The sequence below is a fragment of the Pedobacter sp. UYP24 genome, from assembly GCF_054057295.1.
In genome coordinates this window covers 22,225-40,574 of the sequence record NZ_JBSRZD010000015.1, presented here as the reverse complement: position 1 = coordinate 40,574, position 18,350 = coordinate 22,225, and the positions used below count along the sequence as shown (strand labels likewise).

Annotated in this window: 19 protein-coding genes; 13 read left to right on the top strand and 6 right to left on the bottom strand. The window is 39.3% G+C overall.

What is annotated here, in order from left to right:
- Nucleotides 1-73: 73 nt before the first annotated feature.
- Nucleotides 74-715, top strand: coding sequence for a DUF6266 family protein (locus ACVWYN_RS17560; RefSeq protein WP_457290192.1), 642 nt, complete (start codon nucleotides 74-76; stop codon nucleotides 713-715).
- 55 nt (nucleotides 716-770) lie between these two features.
- On the opposite strand, the gene ACVWYN_RS17555 is transcribed toward ACVWYN_RS17560, so the two are convergent.
- From ACVWYN_RS17555 to ACVWYN_RS17545, 3 genes are read right to left on the bottom strand one after another with little or no spacing between them, the layout of a single operon-like run.
- A complete protein-coding gene (locus tag ACVWYN_RS17555; RefSeq protein WP_457290191.1) occupies nucleotides 771-1,652 on the bottom strand; it encodes a class I SAM-dependent methyltransferase in 882 nt (293 codons plus the stop codon).
- Nucleotides 1,653-1,665: 13 nt separating this feature from the next.
- Nucleotides 1,666-2,418 (bottom strand): ABC transporter ATP-binding protein, encoded by a 753-nt coding sequence (locus ACVWYN_RS17550; protein WP_457290190.1) that lies wholly within the window; start codon nucleotides 2,416-2,418, stop codon nucleotides 1,666-1,668.
- The gene (locus ACVWYN_RS17545) at nucleotides 2,415-3,149 is read right to left on the bottom strand and encodes an MlaE family ABC transporter permease (RefSeq protein WP_457290189.1); all 735 of its coding nucleotides are present in this window, start codon (nucleotides 3,147-3,149) and stop codon (nucleotides 2,415-2,417) included. Before ACVWYN_RS17545 ends, ACVWYN_RS17550 begins: the two co-directional genes overlap by 4 nt.
- Nucleotides 3,150-3,304: 155 nt before the next feature.
- Between ACVWYN_RS17545 and ACVWYN_RS17540 the strand changes: the two genes are divergently transcribed.
- The 6 genes from ACVWYN_RS17540 to ACVWYN_RS17515 are packed head-to-tail and all read left to right on the top strand — an operon-like array spanning nucleotide 3,305 to nucleotide 10,246.
- Nucleotides 3,305-3,994, top strand: coding sequence for an SDR family oxidoreductase (locus ACVWYN_RS17540; protein WP_457290188.1), 690 nt, complete (start codon nucleotides 3,305-3,307; stop codon nucleotides 3,992-3,994).
- An 18-nt stretch (nucleotides 3,995-4,012) separates the two neighbouring features.
- A complete protein-coding gene (locus tag ACVWYN_RS17535; protein ID WP_457290187.1) occupies nucleotides 4,013-4,678 on the top strand; it encodes a PspC domain-containing protein in 666 nt (221 codons plus the stop codon).
- A gap of 1 nt (nucleotide 4,679) precedes the next feature.
- Entirely contained in the window at nucleotides 4,680-5,609 is a 930-nt protein-coding gene (locus ACVWYN_RS17530) for a LiaF transmembrane domain-containing protein (protein WP_457290186.1), read from the top strand.
- Nucleotides 5,610-5,612: 3 nt separating this feature from the next.
- On the top strand, nucleotides 5,613-6,230 hold the full coding sequence (locus ACVWYN_RS17525) for an RDD family protein (RefSeq protein ID WP_457290185.1): 618 nt from the start codon (nucleotides 5,613-5,615) through the stop codon (nucleotides 6,228-6,230).
- A 28-nt stretch (nucleotides 6,231-6,258) separates the two neighbouring features.
- Entirely contained in the window at nucleotides 6,259-8,211 is a 1,953-nt protein-coding gene (ispG, locus tag ACVWYN_RS17520; protein WP_457290184.1) for a (E)-4-hydroxy-3-methylbut-2-enyl-diphosphate synthase, read from the top strand.
- 37 nt (nucleotides 8,212-8,248) lie between these two features.
- Nucleotides 8,249-10,246 (top strand): glycoside hydrolase family 97 protein, encoded by a 1,998-nt coding sequence (locus ACVWYN_RS17515; protein ID WP_457290183.1) that lies wholly within the window; start codon nucleotides 8,249-8,251, stop codon nucleotides 10,244-10,246.
- On the opposite strand, the gene ACVWYN_RS17510 is transcribed toward ACVWYN_RS17515, so the two are convergent.
- Together ACVWYN_RS17510 and msrB are read right to left on the bottom strand one after the other, a co-directional pair.
- Nucleotides 10,224-10,727 carry a lipocalin family protein gene (locus ACVWYN_RS17510; protein WP_457290182.1) on the bottom strand — a complete coding sequence of 168 codons (504 nt, stop codon included), beginning with the start codon at nucleotides 10,725-10,727 and terminating at the stop codon, nucleotides 10,224-10,226. The genes ACVWYN_RS17515 and ACVWYN_RS17510 overlap by 23 nt on opposite strands.
- Nucleotides 10,728-10,792: 65 nt before the next feature.
- The gene (gene msrB / locus ACVWYN_RS17505; protein ID WP_457290181.1) at nucleotides 10,793-11,239 is read right to left on the bottom strand and encodes a peptide-methionine (R)-S-oxide reductase MsrB; all 447 of its coding nucleotides are present in this window, start codon (nucleotides 11,237-11,239) and stop codon (nucleotides 10,793-10,795) included.
- A 493-nt stretch (nucleotides 11,240-11,732) separates the two neighbouring features.
- On the opposite strand from msrB, the gene ACVWYN_RS17500 reads away from it, so the two are divergent.
- The 4 genes from ACVWYN_RS17500 to ACVWYN_RS17485 are packed head-to-tail and all read left to right on the top strand — an operon-like array spanning nucleotide 11,733 to nucleotide 14,642.
- A complete protein-coding gene (locus tag ACVWYN_RS17500; protein WP_457290180.1) occupies nucleotides 11,733-12,560 on the top strand; it encodes an ABC transporter ATP-binding protein in 828 nt (275 codons plus the stop codon).
- Between the two features lie 10 nt (nucleotides 12,561-12,570).
- Nucleotides 12,571-13,392: a hypothetical protein gene (locus tag ACVWYN_RS17495; RefSeq protein WP_457290179.1), complete on the top strand. Its 822-nt coding sequence runs from the start codon at nucleotides 12,571-12,573 to the stop codon at nucleotides 13,390-13,392.
- Between the two features lie 17 nt (nucleotides 13,393-13,409).
- The gene (locus ACVWYN_RS17490) at nucleotides 13,410-13,784 is read left to right on the top strand and encodes a GntR family transcriptional regulator (RefSeq protein ID WP_457290178.1); all 375 of its coding nucleotides are present in this window, start codon (nucleotides 13,410-13,412) and stop codon (nucleotides 13,782-13,784) included.
- Nucleotides 13,785-13,787: 3 nt separating this feature from the next.
- Entirely contained in the window at nucleotides 13,788-14,642 is an 855-nt protein-coding gene (locus tag ACVWYN_RS17485; RefSeq protein WP_457290177.1) for a GIN domain-containing protein, read from the top strand.
- Nucleotides 14,643-14,691: 49 nt separating this feature from the next.
- Here the strand turns inward: ACVWYN_RS17485 and ACVWYN_RS17480 are convergent, their stop codons facing one another.
- On the bottom strand, nucleotides 14,692-15,294 hold the full coding sequence (locus tag ACVWYN_RS17480) for an FMN-dependent NADH-azoreductase (protein WP_457290176.1): 603 nt from the start codon (nucleotides 15,292-15,294) through the stop codon (nucleotides 14,692-14,694).
- A 138-nt stretch (nucleotides 15,295-15,432) separates the two neighbouring features.
- Here ACVWYN_RS17480 and ACVWYN_RS17475 point away from each other — a divergent pair, with 138 nt between their 5' ends.
- Both ACVWYN_RS17475 and ACVWYN_RS17470 read left to right on the top strand, forming a co-directional pair.
- Nucleotides 15,433-15,789, top strand: a complete 357-nt coding sequence (locus ACVWYN_RS17475) for a winged helix-turn-helix transcriptional regulator (protein ID WP_457290175.1) — start codon at nucleotides 15,433-15,435, stop codon at nucleotides 15,787-15,789.
- Between the two features lie 43 nt (nucleotides 15,790-15,832).
- Nucleotides 15,833-18,349 (top strand): beta-L-arabinofuranosidase domain-containing protein, encoded by a 2,517-nt coding sequence (locus tag ACVWYN_RS17470; RefSeq protein ID WP_457290174.1) that lies wholly within the window; start codon nucleotides 15,833-15,835, stop codon nucleotides 18,347-18,349.
- Nucleotide 18,350: the final 1 nt, after the last annotated feature.

The window sequence follows — 18,350 nt, the reverse complement described above, 5'->3', positions numbered from 1 at the left end:
TATCTTTGTTTCAGTGAGTGATTAGGACATCATTCCGAGAATAAATAACGAACAATTTAAATCTTTAACAAACATGGGAACATTAAAAAACGGACCTTTCTCTGGGTTCACAGGCCGCACCGGATCTCTGGTAGGTAGCAGGAAAAATGGTAAATGGATGATGGCTGCAGTAAAAGCTACTGGAACCAGACCGCCAACGGTAAAACAACTAAATCAACAAATTCGCTTTGGTTTGATTACAGGTTGGCTAAGTGGTATAACCAGCTTGATCAGAACAACTTTTACAAACTACGACAGTGAGATGACTGCCATGAACTATGCCGTTCAATGGAATCTCAAAAATGCGGTAACGGGTGTTTCGCCAAATTACACGATCGATTTTCAGAAGACTATTTTAAGTAGAGGTCAACTGGAGCCTGCAGCCGGACTTGGAGTTGTTGCAGCAGAAGTGGCCGAGCTGAAATTTAGCTGGTCGCCCAATCTGGGCAGAAACAATGGAAAAGATAGTGATGATTGCATTTTTATGGTTTACAACCCCCTTAAAGGACGCTGGTTAACACAATATGGTGCAGTCACAAGAGCTGCTTTGCAGTACACCTTATCGGTTCCTGCTGAATACAGCGGGGATACGCTGCACATTTGGTTCGCATTTATAAGCGAAGATGGTAAGTTAGTTTCAACCAGCTACTATTTGGGTGCGTTGCCACTGCTGTAGCATTTACCTACAGCAGCGCCCTGAGTACTGAATCTTGATTTTAGTGCTCAGGGCGCTAAAATTTATTGAACTTACCAAAAACACCCAATGGTAGTTTTATGCCCGAAGTGGCTTGTAAATAAAGCTCACCTGTTTCCAGATTCTGAACCTGAGGGAAGGATGTTTTAATTAGGTTTTCAACGATTACCGATGAGAAACCAAGAGAGTAGGTATTCAGTATTAAGAAATGCTCTTCTTCATCTAGTAGTTGCACAACCTCCTGCATCATCTCCTGGATATGATCTTCCAGCTTCCATTTCTCGCCATTTGGTCCGTGTCCAAAAGCAGGAGGGTCTAGTATAATGCCATTGTATTTTTTGCCGCGTTTCAGTTCTCTCTTTACAAATTTTAAAGCATCTTCAACTACCCATCTTACATCCTTAAGTTTAGATAGCTCCTGATTTTCATTGGCCCAGTTTACTACCTGTTTTATTGAATCTACATGCGTGGTATCGGCTCCTGCCGCTTTTGCAATTAATGATGCCGCACCAGTATAGGCAAAGAGATTAAGGACTTTAGGACTAGGCGATTTGAATTTCTTTATGGATGACGAGATATAGTCCCAGTTTACTGCCTGTTCAGGAAATACACCCACATGTTTAAATGAAGTTAAACCCAATCTAAGGTTTATCGCAACATCCTCATTCTTGTAGGTTACATTCCATCGGTCTGGTAAATGAGCAGCACTTTTTACCCATTCTCCAGATGTGGCAGAACGGCCTTTAAACTTAATGTGTGTCTGTTTTTTCCAGTCGTTATCTGAAAGTGTTTTCTTCCAGACGGCCTGTGGCTCTGGTCTTGACAGAACCAGGTTTCCAAAACGTTCTAACTTTTCAAAATCCCCACAATCAATCAGTTCATAATCTTTCCAATGCGTAGGTGTTAAAAGGCTTATCATAAAATGTGGTGTATTAAAACTTTCCTTTTGCTGCCTTCATAAAGCGGCTAGCAAAAACAAAGTCGTTCAGTTCTTCAATATCGGTATGGGCAATTTCTTTGTTGGATCCTTCCCAGAATTTCTTGCCTTCGTGCAAGAAAAGGATATAGTCTCCAATTCCCATTACCGAGTTCATATCGTGTGTTACTACAATAGTGGTGGTATTGTATTCTTCAGTAATCTCTTTGATCAGCTCATCAATAACAATAGACGTTTTAGGGTCCAGGCCAGAGTTGGGCTCATCTACAAATAAGTATTTAGGGTTCATGGCTATGGCGCGTGCAATACCTACCCGCTTTTTCATACCACCAGAAAGTTCGGCAGGGAAAAGCTTGTTCTTGCCTTCCAGGTTAACCCTGTCCAGACAGAAATTAACCCTATCCAATTTCTCGGATCTGCTTTGCTCAGTAAACATGTTTAATGGGAACATGATGTTCTCCTCAACCGTCATAGAGTCAAAAAGTGCAGAGCCCTGAAAAAGCATTCCGATTTCCTTTCTAATCTCAATCTTTTCTTCAAAGTTCATTTTGGTGAAATCGCGGCCATCGTACTCTACTACGCCTTTTTCCGGTACATGCAATCCGATCATGCATTTCAGCAAAGTGGTTTTACCTGAACCCGAGCCACCGATGATTAAGTTGGTAACCCCAGCCTCGAATTTGCCAGATATACCTTTAAGTACGTCGTTATCTCCAAATGATTTGTTGATGTCTTTAATCTCGATCATAATAATAACTGGGTTACAATGTAATCACAAGCAAGAATAGATATGCAGCTTACCACTACTGCCCTTGTACTTGCCTGAGCAACTTCGAGCGCCCCACCTTTTACGTAAAAACCTTCATAAGCTGGAACAGATGTAATGATAAAACCAAATACAAACGCTTTAACCAATGCTACTACTATAGTGTAAGAATTAAAATCTGTTGTGATGCCTTCAATATATTCTGAAGGGGTAACTGCTCCGGAAAGCGTGCCGCCAAGGTAACCACCTGTAATGCTTAAAAACATAGACATCACTACTAACATAGGTACCATGGTAATTCCGGCCAGTATTTTAGGAAGAATTAAATAACCCGGGGAGTTGATGCCCATAATCTCGAGGGCATCTATTTGCTCGCTTACCCTCATGGTTCCGATCTCTGAAGAAATGGCTGATCCAATCTTACCTGCCAACACAATTGCAGTGATGGTTGGACTAAGCTCCAGGATACTGGAGTCGCGGTTTACTGAGCCAATGATGGTCTTGGGGATAAAATCACTTACCAACTGGAAAGCGATTTGCAATGTCATTACGGCCCCAATAAAAGTAGAAATTATGGCAATCAGGCCTATAGATCCGACACCGATGAAATCCATTTGTTTAAAGATTGCTTTTAGGTAGATCTTAAACTTCTCAGGTTTCCTGAATACTGCCTTTAGTAAAAGTAAATATTTGCCAAAATTGGTGAAATTCATTCTTTAAAGATTAGCTGTACGTTTGTAAGCAATAGTATTACAAAGAAACAATAAAAATTGGAAATGGCCGTACAGACTTTTCTAACAAATCTTTAGCCTCAAAGTTTTGGCTTGCAACCCTTTTTTATAATATTGCTCTATAATTTAAAATTGACATGAATGCAATTATAACAGGTGCAACCAAGGGCATTGGGCGTGCTATAGCAATAAAATTAGCAGAAGCGGGATACAACTTAGCGGTTTGCTCCAGAAATACGAATGAACTAGATGAACTTACAAAATCGCTAAATTACACTGGTGTGAGTGTGCTGGCGATAAAGACCGATCTTTCCATCAAAGCCGAGTGCTATAGTTTTTGTGAAACCGTTTTAGAGAAGTTGCCAGAGGCCAATGTACTGGTTAACAACGCAGGTATATTTTTGCCAGCTAGCATACTGGATGAGCCTGACGATCAGTTTGAAAGTCAGCTAAACTTAAATTTAAAATCAGCTTATTATTGCAGTAAGTTTTTTGGTAAAATAATGCGTGAACAACGATCTGGGCATATTTTCAATGTTTGTTCTATTGCCAGCAAAACAATTTCAGAAAATGCAGGAAGTTACAGTGTAACTAAAGCAGCATTGTATAGTCTTAACAATGTATTTAGGGAAGAGTTATCAAAATACAACGTTAAGGTAACCGCGGTGTTGCCGGGTTCTACACTAACCTCCTCATGGGAAGGAACAACAATCCCCAATGAGCGTTTTGTACAAGCCGAAGATATAGCAAAAAGTATTACCAGTATACTGTGTTTATCCACAGGTGCAAATGTTGATGAGATAACGATTAAACCTGTACATTTTTAATAGCGGAGGATAAATATTATGGAAAAGAGATTATTTAGGAATGAGTACGAAAAGGTAGTGGCGGGTGTATCATCCGGTATTGCGGAATACATGGAGGTAGATGTAACAATTATCAGGTTGTTGTTTGTATTGTCTACCATCTTTTTAGTAGGAACAGGGATATTGGTTTATCTGGTGATGTGGATAGTAGTGCCGGTAAATAATGATCCTGCTAAGCGATTTGCAAAATTTAATGAATATAACAAGGGCTTTCAAAACCCATTTGAGAGCAAGCCTAATTCACAGGCATGGACCTCATCTACCATAAACGAGGACAGCTTTAAAAACACCAAGTTTGAAAGCAATTTTAAACCATACAAGAAGAATAATGATACCGCCAAGACGGTGGGTGGTTTGATCTTGCTGGTTATTGGTATTTACTTTTTGATGAATGAGTTTAATATTATTCCTTTCTGGTTTGATATTGGAAAAATGTGGCCGTTGATCTTTGTAGCCATAGGCGTCAGCTTTATCATGAAATCAAAAAATAAGAATGCATGGGAAGATTGGAAAAGGCAGAATGAAGCACCTATTGCTCCAGATCCTGTTGTACCCACAAAGCCTGTTACAGATATGCCTGTTGCGGAAGAGACTGCTGCTGACGCTACTAATAGTAAGATAGACTTCACCAAAAGAGATATTTAATATGAAACTTGATAGAATAATGTGGGGGATAATACTGCTTTTTATAGGTGGGGTACTCCTTTTAGAGAATTTTAATATAATTGATTTTCATTGGGGAAGCATTTGGCGTTTCTGGCCTATATTCCTCATCATAGCTGGTGTCAATATATTGTTTTCCAGAAATAAGTCTCAATTGGGCGGCTATATTTCAATAGGTGTATTGGTGGTGATGTTAACGGTGCTTTTTGTTAAAGGTCAGCATGCCCCGGTTAAAGAAACTAATAACCATTTTAATCTTGATATAGATAACGATGATTCCAGTACACAGACGCAATTGTTTGATCTCCCATTTGAAGATGCTGCATTAGCTAAGAAAACGATACTTAACATTAGCGGCGGTGGAACTTCTTATGCGCTTAAAGATAGCACTGACAGTTTGTTTGTTGCTAAAGTTCAAAAAAGAGGTGGTACATTTTCTTTGATGAACGAAGTGCTGGATAGCGTACGTACGGTTTCTTTCAAGATGAAAAATAAAAAGAGTTGGAACATGGGCGATGGAGGCAATGACGTTAAGCTAAAGCTGAATGTTAACCCGGTTTATGAAATACACATGAACATGGGTGCCGGAGAGGTAGATTTTGATCTTGCTCCTTACAAGGTAAGGGAATTTAATTTTGATGGCGGAGCGGCAGCCCTGGATATTAAATTTGGAGAGCTATTGCCGATTAGTGATGTTCATGTGAAAACGGGTGTTGCTTCTGTTAAGATTCGGATTCCGAAAACAGTAGGCTGCAGGCTAACTTCTAAAACAGGCTTATCATCAAAAGATTTTGAAGGCTTTGAAAGGATGAAGAACGGTACTTATGAAACGGCAAATTACAGTACGTCTACTAATAAAATGTTTATCAGTTTAGATGGTGGATTGAGTAGCTTTGAAGTTTCAAGGTATTAATGAATGAAACAAAATAATGTTGAATATACAGTTGTAATAGCTGGCAAACCGCAAGGGCCTTACCAGCTTGAAGAACTAAAATCATTAAAGATCCTGACAGGCACATTTATTAGAAAGCCTGATATGGATGATTATAAAGAAGCTCACGAGTTCCCTGAACTGCGTGAGCTTCTTGGTTTTACCTACCAGAAAACAGCGCCGCAATATTTTGCTTCCTTTGATCAGCGGTTGCTGGCTTCTGTTATAGATTATTTCTTTTTAACCATTGGCTATTTGATGCTGATTTTACTTGCCTACGTCTTTATAGAGGAAAAATCAGAAAGAATAATTATTTCTTTAGGAGGGATCCCGCTGATTCCTATCGCAAAATTCATTTACAGCAGTTTAGCAGAGGCATCTGAAAAGCAGGCTACCTGGGGCAAAAGATTACTAAATATAAAAGTTACGGATATAGCGGGAAACCGCATTTCCTTAGATGTAGCATTCGGTAGAAATGTAGCGAAAGCGATATCGACAGCTCCATTCTTCCTTGGGTATCTCTATAGTTTTCTCAATAAAAAGCAACAATGCTTCCATGATCTGATTGCAAATACGTTGGTTATAAAAGATAGATTGATTTAATAATTATCTTTGCAGCAGATTACAGGCCATGGAAGGATATAGCAACAGCTTAATACAGTATTCAAGATTTTTAACCAGGGAAGTTCAGATAGGGGACGTACCTATGGGTGGATTAAATCCTATCAGGATTCAATCTATGACTACAACGGATACCATGGATACCATTGGTACGGTTGAACAGACCATTCGTATGGTAGAGTCTGGTTGTGAATATGTGCGTATTACAGCACCTAGTGTAAAGGAAGCAGAAAACCTGACCAACATTAAGAAGGAATTGCGCTACAGGGGTTACAACGTGCCCTTAGTTGCTGATATACATTTTACACCTAATGCTGCGGAATCAGCAGCCAGGATTGTGGAGAAAGTAAGGGTAAACCCGGGTAACTACGCCGACAAAAAGCATTTTGAAAATATTGAATATACCCAACTAGCTTATCAGGCTGAATTGGAACGCATTTACAAGAAATTTACACCGCTTGTAAAGATTTGTAAAGAATATGGGACCGCAATGCGGATAGGTACCAACCATGGTTCTTTATCAGACCGTATTATGAGCCATTATGGTGATACGCCTCGCGGCATGGTAGAGTCTGCAATGGAGTTTATCCGCATGTGCGAAGACCTGAATTATTACAATCTGGTTATTTCTATGAAGGCCAGCAACACACAGGTAATGGTACAGGCTTATCGCCTGTTGGTAGAAACCATGGTTAAGGAGGGGATGAATTATCCTTTACACCTTGGTGTAACTGAGGCAGGAGACGGTGAGGATGGCAGGATTAAATCTGCAGTTGGTATTGGTACGCTACTGGAAGACGGACTTGGTGATACCATAAGGGTGTCTTTAACGGAAGATCCTGAATTTGAGGCGCCTGTTGCCAAAGCGATGGCCTTAAGGTATGATCGTCGTGCTATGCAAATGGAACAGGAAGCTAAGCCAATAGCTGCTGAAACCTTTTTAGTAAAAGATTTACCGTATAGTCCATACCAATACCTGCGGCGGCAAACGGATCCGGTACAACATATTGGTGGCCACCATCATCCTGTAGTTATGATCGACGTATCTAAGGAAAATCTGAAAGACCCTTTCTTTCTAACTGCGGTTGGCTATAAATATAGCGCCGGATTGGACAAGTATAACATGACCGACCAGGCTTGCGACCTGGCCTACCTTGGAGATGCGCTGCCCTCATTCTCTTTTCCAGGTAATTTAAAGCAAATCTACAATGCCGCAACATGGCTTGGATTAAAGGATAAGAACAATTGTCATCCACTATTTACTTATCAGGAATTTATAGGTGCCGAATTAAAAGACAGGCATTTGAACCTGGTCCGTATTGATACTGCCGAACTTGCGGATGTAGATTATGTCACTCTAGATCGTACTGTAGTTATTGTATTGGAAACTAATGCGATACATGGGATGGCTGCGCAACGGGCATTTTTTGTGGAGCTAATGAACAGGGGTTTGAAAACTCCCATTATCATTAGAAGAGATTATGAAAGATTGGGTGCGGATGACTTGATGCTATATTCTGCAACAGATCTAGGTGCATTATTTACCGACGGGATGGGAGATGGGGTATGGATCAATGCAAATGAATCTATTGGATTGTCGTTGATCAATTCAACCAGTTTTGGAATACTGCAGGCCACACGCACTCGTATTTCAAAAACAGAATATATATCCTGTCCGAGTTGCGGTCGCACACTATTTGATTTGCAAGAAACTACCCAGCTGATCCGTTCCCGCACAGATCATTTAAAAGGCATTAAAATTGGTATAATGGGCTGTATTGTAAATGGCCCGGGGGAGATGGCAGATGCCGACTATGGTTACGTGGGTACCGGTCCGGATAAGATTACGCTATATCGTGGCAGGGAGGTTGTTAAAAAAAATGTTAACGCTGCCCGTGCATTAGATGATTTAATTGATTTGATTAAGGAAGATGGTAATTGGAATGAGGTAAGTAATACTTAACTTACACACTGAGCTAACCAAATATTAAAATACTTGAATGAATACTTTTAAAGTTATCTTATTAATCTCTTTTTTACTTATAAAAACGAGTGGCTTTGCGCAGAAGAGGCTGAGCCTGAAATCGCCTGATGGACAAATTGCATTCTTATTTACCCTGGATAAAACGATGCCCAGCTATATGGTGACTTATAAAGGGAAAGCAATGGTAAACCGTTCTGAGCTTTCATTTGATTTTAAAGAAACAGGTAAATTTTCAAGTAATCTTGTTTTAACGAAATCCGTCTCTAAAAATGTGGAAGATAACTACCAGCTGCCTATTGGTAAAGCTAAGAACGTATACAGTAAAGCAAGGCAGCTCACGATTTCTCTAACAGAAGGTGAAGCACCGAAAAGACAAATTAATATTGTTGTGAAGGTATTTAATGATGGTGTTGCTTTTCGCTATGAGTTTCCCAAACAACAAAATTGGGCGGAATATACATTGACAGAAGAGCGCAGTACATTTAATCTGGCTGGAGGCCCTAAAGTGAGGACTTTACTATTTGGTAATAATTACAACAATAGTCACGAAGGTCTTTACCAGAAAATGAAGCTCAGTGCCTTGCAGGAAAATGTGCTCATGGATGTTCCCGCTTTGTTTGAATTTCCTGATAAGACCTATATGGCAATCACTGAGGCCAGTTTGCGAGATTATGCGGGTATGTACCTGATTAAGGACAAAGGAGTACTAAGGAGTCAGCTAACACCAATGCTAGGTCAGCAAGAAATAAAAGTGAAGGCCATTTTACCACATCAAACCCCATGGCGGGTCATGATGATTAGTGATAAGCCCGGTACCTTTTTAGAATCTAATATCCTGACCAACTTGAATGACCCCAGCAAGATCAAAGACATATCCTGGTTAAAGCCAGGTAAAACGTCTTTTCATTGGTGGAATGGGGATGTTGTTCCAGATTCGACATTTGCACCTGGAGTTAACTTTGAAACGAATAAGTACTATATAGATTTTTGTGCCAGGAATCATATTGAATACCATTCTGTGATTGGATATGGAGGCTTCGCCTGGTACAGTAACAACTGGACAAGTTATGCAGAAAAAGGAACCTATGCTGACGTTACGAAACCTGTTCCTATGCTTGATATGCAAAAGGTTTGTGACTACGCGAAGGAAAAAGGAGTAGCGATACATGTATGGGTAAACTGGATGGCTTTATATCCTCAACTGGAAGCTGCATTTACACAATTTGAAAAGTGGGGTGTAAAGGGAATGATGGTAGATTTTCTGGATAGGAGCGATCAGGAAATGGTAAAAATTCAGGAAGAGATTTTGGAAAGAGCAGCAGCCCATCATTTGTTTATTCAGTTTCATGGTGCTTACAAACCTACTGGGATGAACCGCACCTATCCAAACGAATTTACAAGAGAGGGTACATTTAATTATGAGCAGAATAAATGGTTACAAAATCCGCTTACTCCAGAGCACGACCTTGATATTGCTTTTACACGAATGATAGCTGGTGCCAGCGATTACCACTTGGGTGGATTCAGGGCGGTAAAACCTAACCAATTCAAGCCGAAGTATATCAGGCCATTAATGATCGGTACTCGTACACATATGCTGGCTATGTATGTTGTTTTGGAAAGTTACTTAAATATGGTTGCAGATTACCCCGATGCTTATGAGGGACAGGCAGGCTTTGATTTTCTGCAAAAAGTGCCTACAACCTGGGATGAAACAAAGGTAATTAATGCCGAGTTAGATGGATTTCTAACTATAGCACGCCTGCATGGCAGCGACTGGTACATCGGTACTATTAACAACAGTAAGCGCAGAACACTGCAGGTTCCGCTTAGCTTTTTGTCTTCCGGAGATTATAGTGCGGATGTATATAGTGATGTAGCGGATTCAGAAGAATTTCCAAATCAACTTAGTAAAACAAGCCTAATCTATAAAAAAGAAGATATTGTTACCATCGATCTTGCAGCTGGTGGGGGTAATGTGATCCGACTAGTTAAGAATGTTGCTGGGAAGTAAGTTTACTGATATCATATCCTTTTGCCTTGCAGCGCTGCAGGATTTCTTCATAGGTTTTCTTAGGTAGCTTATTTGATCTGCTCATAATGAAAAGGAATTTATGATCAGGGTGACCTACAACAACATAGGAATAGTCGTCAGCGATATCAATAATCCAATAAGCAATTTTAATTGGCCATATAAATTGTGCTTTTAAAGATGATCCATGACCGTCTTCATCGGGGAATATCTTTGATTTATAGTTGTGTACTTCTTCGCTTCCTGTTTTTTTGTAGGTAGTTAATACATTGAAGTATCCTTCGTCATTTAGCTTATAATGTGTTGTTGTTTCTCTACTTCCCTTATCAAATGGAGTTGGGATGGAATATAACGAATACCATGTGCCTGCATATTTCTTGAGATCAACACTAGGTACAGGAATGTTTTTTGTAGTTGGTACATTGGTAAGCACCATAAACATCAAAATAGCTATCACTTTCATATCCTCATTTACGGTATTTATAAAAGCATAGATTTATCGTTGCTTCATAATAGTGAATATGTAAATTAATTTTCAACCTTTTTTAATGATACTGCATTCATGCAATATCGCAAACCGCTGGGAGCAGGTCCATCAGGAAATACATAACCAAGATGTGCCTGACAAGTGTTGCAAAGTGCCTCAATCCTTCTCATTCCGTACGCATTGTCTGAATGGTAAGCAACTGAATTATGCTTAACTGGCTGTGTAAATGATGGCCATCCTGTTCCAGATTCAAATTTTTGCTGTCCGTCAAACAATAAGGTGTCACAGCAAACACAGGCATATAATCCGGGTTCAAATAGACTGCACATTTCAGAACTGTGTGCACGCTCCGTCCCCTTTAAGCGAGTGATTCGGAATTCCTCATCAGACAGTTGTGACTGCCACTCCTGCTCGGATTTTAAAATAGTTTCATCAGGAGCAGGGTTGCCCTGATCTGCATATTTAATTACATCAGTCCATTTAAGCATTGTCTTCTTGTTTAGGTAACTTATGTAACGTCTACATAGTACCAGTTGTTTTTCCAACTGGTACGAATTTATAGAGTTGATGTGTTTTGCGATTAAAAAAGTATAGGACACTTCGATATGAAATGCATAAAAATCGGTGTTTAATGGGTGTGTTCTGGGTGTTTGATGGGTGTTGGCTCGGTGTATTCACCCAGAACATACCCCTAGAAGGCCGAAAACACCCAGAAATACTGCAAAGTTATATGCAACTCATATAAAACAAAATCATTTCTTAGTAGTTTACCTGGGCGATCAACCAAATAGCAATCTATCTATCAGCTTAAATATGCGATCACATCTTAATCGCACAACACAGTATAGTTATATCAAAAAGATTATGTAAAGTATGCCTGATAGCAACTATTTCTTGTAGTTAGATCTTTTTCTCAAAATAATTTGGTAGTGTGAGAATAACATTATACTTTAGTGTATTATTTAACTAATACAGTAGAGTATGATTAAAATTAACGACCTAAACTTTGGTTATACCAAAAAGGACTTGCTCTTTAAAAATCTGAGCATGCAATTAAAAGCAGGCCACATCTATGGGCTACTTGGAAAAAATGGTGCAGGTAAATCAAGTTTATTGAAAAACCTTGCCGGGCTAGTCTATGCGCATAGCGGCAGTATTGAGGTAATGGGATTTAATCCCGCGAAGCGGCAGCCATCATTACTAATGCAGATTTGCTTCATTCCCGAAGAATTCCACTTGCCCTCCGTAAAAATTGATGCGTACGTAAAAGCAAATGCCCCGTTTTATCCGGACTTTGATCATCAGTATTTCAACGATCTTCTTGCTGAGTTTGATATTCCGGTTGCACAGAAGCTAGTCAACATGAGCTATGGACAAAAAAAGAAACTCATTATTGCGTTCGGACTGGCAACACAGGCTAAGCTGATCATTATGGATGAACCTACTAATGGCTTGGACATTCCGTCTAAAGCGCAGTTCCGTAAAATTATGGCTGCGGCACTAACTGAAGATCGCTGTATCATTATTTCTACCCATCAGGTTAGAGATTTGGACAACCTGATTGATACGGTAATTATGTTGGATGAAAATGCCGTAGCATTAAAAGCCTCAATTGAGGAGATCACCAGTAAGCTTTGCTTTAAGCGCATGACAGAACTTGACGAGACGGTAATATATGCTGAACCCTCGTTGTCAGGTTATAACGCGGTTACTCCAAACTATCATCATGAAGACAGTAAGCTGGACATGGAATTGCTGTTCAATGCGATGCTTACAGAAAAAATCAAACTAAAAACTGTATTTAATTAACACGAGAGATATGAACAATACATTTAATATACAACGTTTTGGTCTACTGCTTAAAAGACAGTGGCTGGAATTTGGGAGGATTTATCTGATTACCCTGGGCGTTGCTTTTGGGGTTATTGCAACTTTTTATACCATAGCGATATGGCCATCTTTTAAAGAAGTACCGTCTTATGATATCAGGCTGAATTTTAGAGAACCCCTATTTTTAATTTTCGGGTTTTTATTCATCAGTGTAATTGCAAGTAATTACTTTGCGCATTTTGGTCAGAAAGCTAAAACAGTAATTGATCTGCTAATCCCTGCTTCTACATTTGAGAAGTTTGTTGCCGCTATATTCTTTACGGCAATACTGGCAGTTGCTAGCTATGTAGCCATATTTTATTTAACAGATTTGGGTTTTGTAACCAAGTTGAGAACTATTTATAGCAGCATAGCTACTTCAACATCCTTTGATGACTCCCGAGGTAAATTTACTGTAGTAAAAGATAATGTTGATTATTTCTTCAACGCCAATAGGGAAAATTTGTATCCGCAATTGTTGGTACTACCGTTCTTCGTGACTTCAGTTTTCTTACTAGGATCTATCTATTTCAATAAATTTCACTACATTAAAACAGCTATTTCTGTGATGATATTTTCAGGAATCTGGGGCTATATTGTAATAAATACTATTGAGTTTCTTGCTCGAGGTAGACATAATAAGCAAGATTCTGTATTTAGTCATGGGCCTGATAAAGATTTAGCACTTTGGTTGTTTGCGCTTTTTATATCGGTACTTACAATGATATTTTGCGTAATTACCTATGTGCGACTTAAAGAAAAAGAGGTATAATTTTAACAGGTATAGATATGGAATTTAGAGATAATAAGGCGATATACCTTCAAATTGCAGATTATGTTTGCGAGCGCATTCTTCTGTCCAAATGGAAATCGGAAGAGAAAATCCCTTCGGTAAGAGAGATGGCAGTGGAGCTGGAAGTGAATCCAAACACGGTAATGCGCACCTACGAAATGCTGCAAACTAAAAATATAATTAGCAACAAAAGAGGTATTGGTTTTTTTGTAAATGAAGATGCAATTGCTAATGTTAAAGCCTACAGGAAGGTTCAGTTTATGGACGATGAGCTACCTGTGGTTTTTAGAAACATTTATTTATTGAACATCGGGTTTGACGAATTGCAAAATCGTTATGATGCCTTTGTTAAAGAAACTTTTAATACTTAGAACATGAAAAAGAGTAATAAATTATTAATAGCATTTGGACTAACATTGATATTACTGCCTATTTTAGCGATGGCGGTGTTCTCGAGAGTTTATATGGTTGAAGGAGATAATCTACACACTGATGTAAATGTGAAGGAGTCTTTCGATGATCCATCAAGGGAAATGGTGGCTGTATCATTTCCTAAGCAATTTAGTGCAATACACATCGAAGGGGCAGACCGGCTGGCGCTGGTTGTAAAACTGATAAAGGATGATAAATATGGCATCAAAATTCCTGAAAAAGCGAGAGATTTGGTTACAGCTGTTGTTGATGCGCAAGGTGTTTTGCAAATCATTATCAAAAAACCAAGTAATGTAGAAGATGATTATAGAAGGATTATAATTTACGCACCTAGCTTTAAGCGATTAAATATAGATAATGCCCGAAGTATAAACCTAAGTGCTAAACTGGATTCGCTTGAATTTAATGTAACCAAAAGCGAATCGGCCTGGATAGATGGGGATGCATTGATTAAAAACCTAAATGCGAACATTGTTGATGTGAAGGGCTTTGGAATGGAAAACAGTAACGTAGTGTCAGCTACCCTTAAACTGAAAAACACAAATCTTACAACTCGCTCTAGCAATATGGATAACCTGAACATCAGTACCGAAGGTAATTCAGAAATTGAGATCAACGGAGACGATGGAGATCAGCCGGATAAAGTAATCAAGAACCTTACTTTGAATACAACAGGAAAATCAAAGGTTAAGATTTCGGACATTCAAATCAACAACTGTTCGGGAAGTTTCTCTGATTCTACAGCGGTTGAAATGCCTGCTGTGAACATTAAGCAAATGTTTAAATTGAAAAAGTAGTTATCAAGAAACTGGCTGTCCTGTAACAATTAAGACCAGCCAGTTTCTTTTACTTGATAGTGATGCTGCTAATGCCTTTTTCCAGAGCGGCGTCTTTTAATTCAGGAATATTAGTGCCTTCTACTCGAAAGAAAGTGATGTCGGTCATACCTAGAAATCCCAATACTGTTCGCAAGTACGGCTCGATAAAGTCCATCGGTTTCATAGGCCCTTCAGTATAAATTCCTCCAGAAGAGATCGCTATGTAAAGCGTTTTTTCTTTAATTAAACCCTGTGGTCCATTCTGATCATACTTAAAAGTAACCCCTGCCCTTACAACATGATCTAACCAGGCTTTTAAGGTAGAATGTATGCTGAAATTATACATGGGTGCTCCAATAACAATAATATCTGCATCTTTTATTTCCGAGATCGCTTCATCAGAATGTTTAATGGCCAATAAATTTTCTGGTGTTCTACTTTCTGCAGGAGTAAAGAAAGAAGTGATGTGCGACTCCTCAAGATGAGGAAACTGATTTTCTACCAGGTTTTTCTCCTTTACTATGCTGCCAGGATAGCTGGATTGGATTTTTTCAACAATTGCATTTCCTAATTTAATGCTCAGGGATGCATTACCCCGGGGGCTTGAAATAATATGAAGTATCTTTTTCATCTCTTTAATAATTTATTTTTAATTGTCGGGTCATTATTAATGACCCGACAATACTAGTTATATTTGGTTATTAAACGTTAGTAGTATACAAAAGGTTAGTGCTAACCTTTTAATTAGTTAATTGTTAATCAATGTTTTATGAGTAATGAAGTAATTGGCATCAGGCCAGAGTGTAATGCCTTTCTTGTGCCAATCGGCGATGCCCTGTATGTAATTGGGGGGAAATGGAAGCTGCGTGTAATTGCAGCATTAAGGGAGGGGAGTATGAGGTTTAACGAAATTCAACGAATGGTTCAAGGCATTTCCGCACGTGTTTTATCAAGCGAATTAAAAGAATTGGAATTAAACGGTTTTGTAAAGCGAATTGTGCATACCCAGAGTCCAGTAGTTGTTGAATATCAGCTAACTCCATATGCAGATACTTTAGGAGATGTCTTACAATCTCTGGCAGTTTGGGGTACAAAACACCGCGATAAGCTAAGAAATGAGCGATAAGATTATATATTTTTTGAATACCTTTATCGTTTAGCCATTTATTATGAGATCTATCAATACCTTCATTCTTGTATTTTCTTGCCTTTTCTATGCAGGCCATCTTCAGGCGCAGCGCCCAAAACCTTACAATTTCAATCTGGCTCCTTTAAAGCAGGATGTATACGTGCAACTTCCATTAGGAAGCATCAAAGCAAAAGGTTGGTTGTTAAAGCAACTTGAACTACAAAAAGACGGTTTTACCGGCAATGCAGAAGAGCTTTACCCAGAAGCTGAAAACTTAGGCAAGAACTCCGACTGGCTGGGAGGTACAGGAAGCAGCTGGGAAAAGGTACCTTATTATGTTAAGGGGCTGGTTGCACTTGCTTACACACTTGATGATCCTGAATTGAAAGGTAAGGCGAAGAAATGGATAGATTATACACTCGACCATCAGCAGGAAAGCGGATTGTTTGGTCCGCTTAAGATGAAAGACTGGTGGCCTAGAATGCCATTTATGTATGCATTGCAGAGTTATTACGAAGCCACTAATGACAAACGAGTTATTCCATTCCTTGCAAAATATTTTAAATACCAGTTAGCAAACCTGGATAAAGACCCTTTAGATAGCTGGGGCAAATCAAGGGCGGGCGATAATATGGAGCTGGTTTTATGGGTATATAATAAGACAGGCGAAAAATACCTGCTTGAACTAGCGGCTAAATTGAAAGAACAAGCCTATCCCTGGATAGATATCTATAACAAAAATCAGTTCTTTTATTATGGAGATGATTACCAGCCAAAGCACATGGTTAATGTGGCACAGGCATTAAAGTTCCCTGCAGTCTATTCTCAAATCAACTCATCCTCAGTCAATACCAATGCCATGCAAAACGGAATAAACCACCTTGTGCATGATCATGGTCAGCCAACAGGCTTATCGGCGGGTACTGAATTCCTATCCGGCAATAGTTCCATCCAAGGAGTAGAGACTTGCACTGTTGTGGAGTGGATGCAGAGTTTGGAAACCGCATCAAGAATTATCCATAACGCAAGCCTTGGAGATCAGCTGGAAAAGGTGGCGTTTAATGCATTGCCTGCCCAGTTTAGCAGAGACTTAAAAAGTCATTCTTATTATACCCTTCCCAATCAGGTACAAAGTTTACCCGGAGGCCACGGATTTAACCAGGATTATTCTTCAGGAATAGTGCTTAGTCCTTATTCTGGATTTCCCTGCTGTAGGTATAACATGCACATGGGCTGGCCTTATTTTGTTAAAAACAGCTGTTTGGCTACCCCAATAGGAGGATTGGCTTTAAATACCTATGGCCCTATGGAAATTTCGGCAATAGTTGGATCAGGCACAAAGGTAAAGCTTACAGAGGATACCAATTATCCATTTGAAGAGCAGATCAGGATTACTGTTTCCATTGCTCAGCAAGCCAATTTCCCACTGCAGTTCAGGATCCCTGGCTGGTGCGCACAGCCTGAGGTGCTGGTAAATGGTAAATTGATGGCCGGTGTAAAATCAGCAGAACTGTATACCATTACAAGAAACTGGGCTAATAATGATAAAGTTGTACTGAATTTTCCAATGAATATCTCTACCTCAAAGCAGGTAAACAACGCAGTAAGCATAGAAAGAGGCCCTCTGGTTTATGCCTTAAAAATAAAGCCTTCTGTAAAAAATGTTAAAGAATTTGCGGTTAAAGGATTTTATGAGACAGAGATCACTCCGGCATCCCCATGGAACTATGGGCTGTTAATTGGTAACGGGAAACTTAATGATCAATTTACAGTGGTAAAGAAGCAAATGCCGCAAAACCCATTTATACAAGAAGAAACACCGATACAGTTAAAAGTTAAGGCAAAACAGATTGCTAATTGGGGAATGGATTATAGTAAGATGGCTGCATTTGATGTTCCTTTTAGTCCGCTTGCTTCTGGAGCAAAAACGGAAGAAATTTTACTGGTTCCCTATGGATCAGAAAATATCCGCTTAAGTGTATTTCCAACAATTGGTACACCTTCAAAAATTAATAAGGTATACACTGAGCGATTTAATGATAATACCGCAGAAGGGTGGGTAATCTATGGAGGAGGATGGTTCTATAAAGACAATTCAATCCATTGCGCATCAAACGGAAACAACAACTCGGGCAACCAGGGTTCAAAAGTGATTGCCTCTGCAACTAAATTTACAGATTTTGTATACAGTGCTGACGTAACCGTTACTGCTGCCGGCGATGCCGGTATGTTATTTAGGGTAGACAAACCGGCAATAGGATCAGAAGCATACGAAGGCTATTACGTTGGTCTAAATCCGGGAAGTGGGTTGGTGCAATTGGGTAAATCCAGCAATATGAAATGGATAGTGATCAATGAAGTAAAATACCCTGTTAAATTGAATGAAAAATATACCGTCAAAGTACGCGCGGTTGGAAACAACATTTCTGTGTTTATAAATGGTAGTGAAAAGCCATTGCTTACGGCTATTGATTCAGAATATAAAACAGGTAATATCGGTTTAAGAACATACAATGCTTTAGCCACTATGGATAACATTGTAGTAAAAGCACTGTAGC

Excerpts from the sequence above, each read along its gene's own strand:
- ACVWYN_RS17560 (WP_457290192.1), top strand. The coding sequence starts at position 74 with ATGGGAACATTAAAAAACGGACCTTTCTCTGGGTTCACAGGCCGCACC.
- ACVWYN_RS17555 (WP_457290191.1), bottom strand. The coding sequence starts at position 1,652 with ATGATAAGCCTTTTAACACCTACGCATTGGAAAGATTATGAACTGATT.
- ACVWYN_RS17550 (WP_457290190.1), bottom strand. The coding sequence starts at position 2,418 with ATGATCGAGATTAAAGACATCAACAAATCATTTGGAGATAACGACGTA.
- ACVWYN_RS17545 (WP_457290189.1), bottom strand. The coding sequence starts at position 3,149 with ATGAATTTCACCAATTTTGGCAAATATTTACTTTTACTAAAGGCAGTA.
- ACVWYN_RS17540 (WP_457290188.1), top strand. The coding sequence starts at position 3,305 with ATGAATGCAATTATAACAGGTGCAACCAAGGGCATTGGGCGTGCTATA.
- ACVWYN_RS17535 (WP_457290187.1), top strand. The coding sequence starts at position 4,013 with ATGGAAAAGAGATTATTTAGGAATGAGTACGAAAAGGTAGTGGCGGGT.
- ACVWYN_RS17530 (WP_457290186.1), top strand. The coding sequence starts at position 4,680 with ATGAAACTTGATAGAATAATGTGGGGGATAATACTGCTTTTTATAGGT.
- ACVWYN_RS17525 (WP_457290185.1), top strand. The coding sequence starts at position 5,613 with ATGAAACAAAATAATGTTGAATATACAGTTGTAATAGCTGGCAAACCG.
- ispG (WP_457290184.1), top strand. The coding sequence starts at position 6,259 with ATGGAAGGATATAGCAACAGCTTAATACAGTATTCAAGATTTTTAACC.
- ACVWYN_RS17515 (WP_457290183.1), top strand. The coding sequence starts at position 8,249 with ATGAATACTTTTAAAGTTATCTTATTAATCTCTTTTTTACTTATAAAA.
- ACVWYN_RS17510 (WP_457290182.1), bottom strand. The coding sequence starts at position 10,727 with ATGAAAGTGATAGCTATTTTGATGTTTATGGTGCTTACCAATGTACCA.
- msrB (WP_457290181.1), bottom strand. The coding sequence starts at position 11,239 with ATGCTTAAATGGACTGATGTAATTAAATATGCAGATCAGGGCAACCCT.
- ACVWYN_RS17500 (WP_457290180.1), top strand. The coding sequence starts at position 11,733 with ATGATTAAAATTAACGACCTAAACTTTGGTTATACCAAAAAGGACTTG.
- ACVWYN_RS17495 (WP_457290179.1), top strand. The coding sequence starts at position 12,571 with ATGAACAATACATTTAATATACAACGTTTTGGTCTACTGCTTAAAAGA.
- ACVWYN_RS17490 (WP_457290178.1), top strand. The coding sequence starts at position 13,410 with ATGGAATTTAGAGATAATAAGGCGATATACCTTCAAATTGCAGATTAT.
- ACVWYN_RS17485 (WP_457290177.1), top strand. The coding sequence starts at position 13,788 with ATGAAAAAGAGTAATAAATTATTAATAGCATTTGGACTAACATTGATA.
- ACVWYN_RS17480 (WP_457290176.1), bottom strand. The coding sequence starts at position 15,294 with ATGAAAAAGATACTTCATATTATTTCAAGCCCCCGGGGTAATGCATCC.
- ACVWYN_RS17475 (WP_457290175.1), top strand. The coding sequence starts at position 15,433 with ATGAGTAATGAAGTAATTGGCATCAGGCCAGAGTGTAATGCCTTTCTT.
- ACVWYN_RS17470 (WP_457290174.1), top strand. The coding sequence starts at position 15,833 with ATGAGATCTATCAATACCTTCATTCTTGTATTTTCTTGCCTTTTCTAT.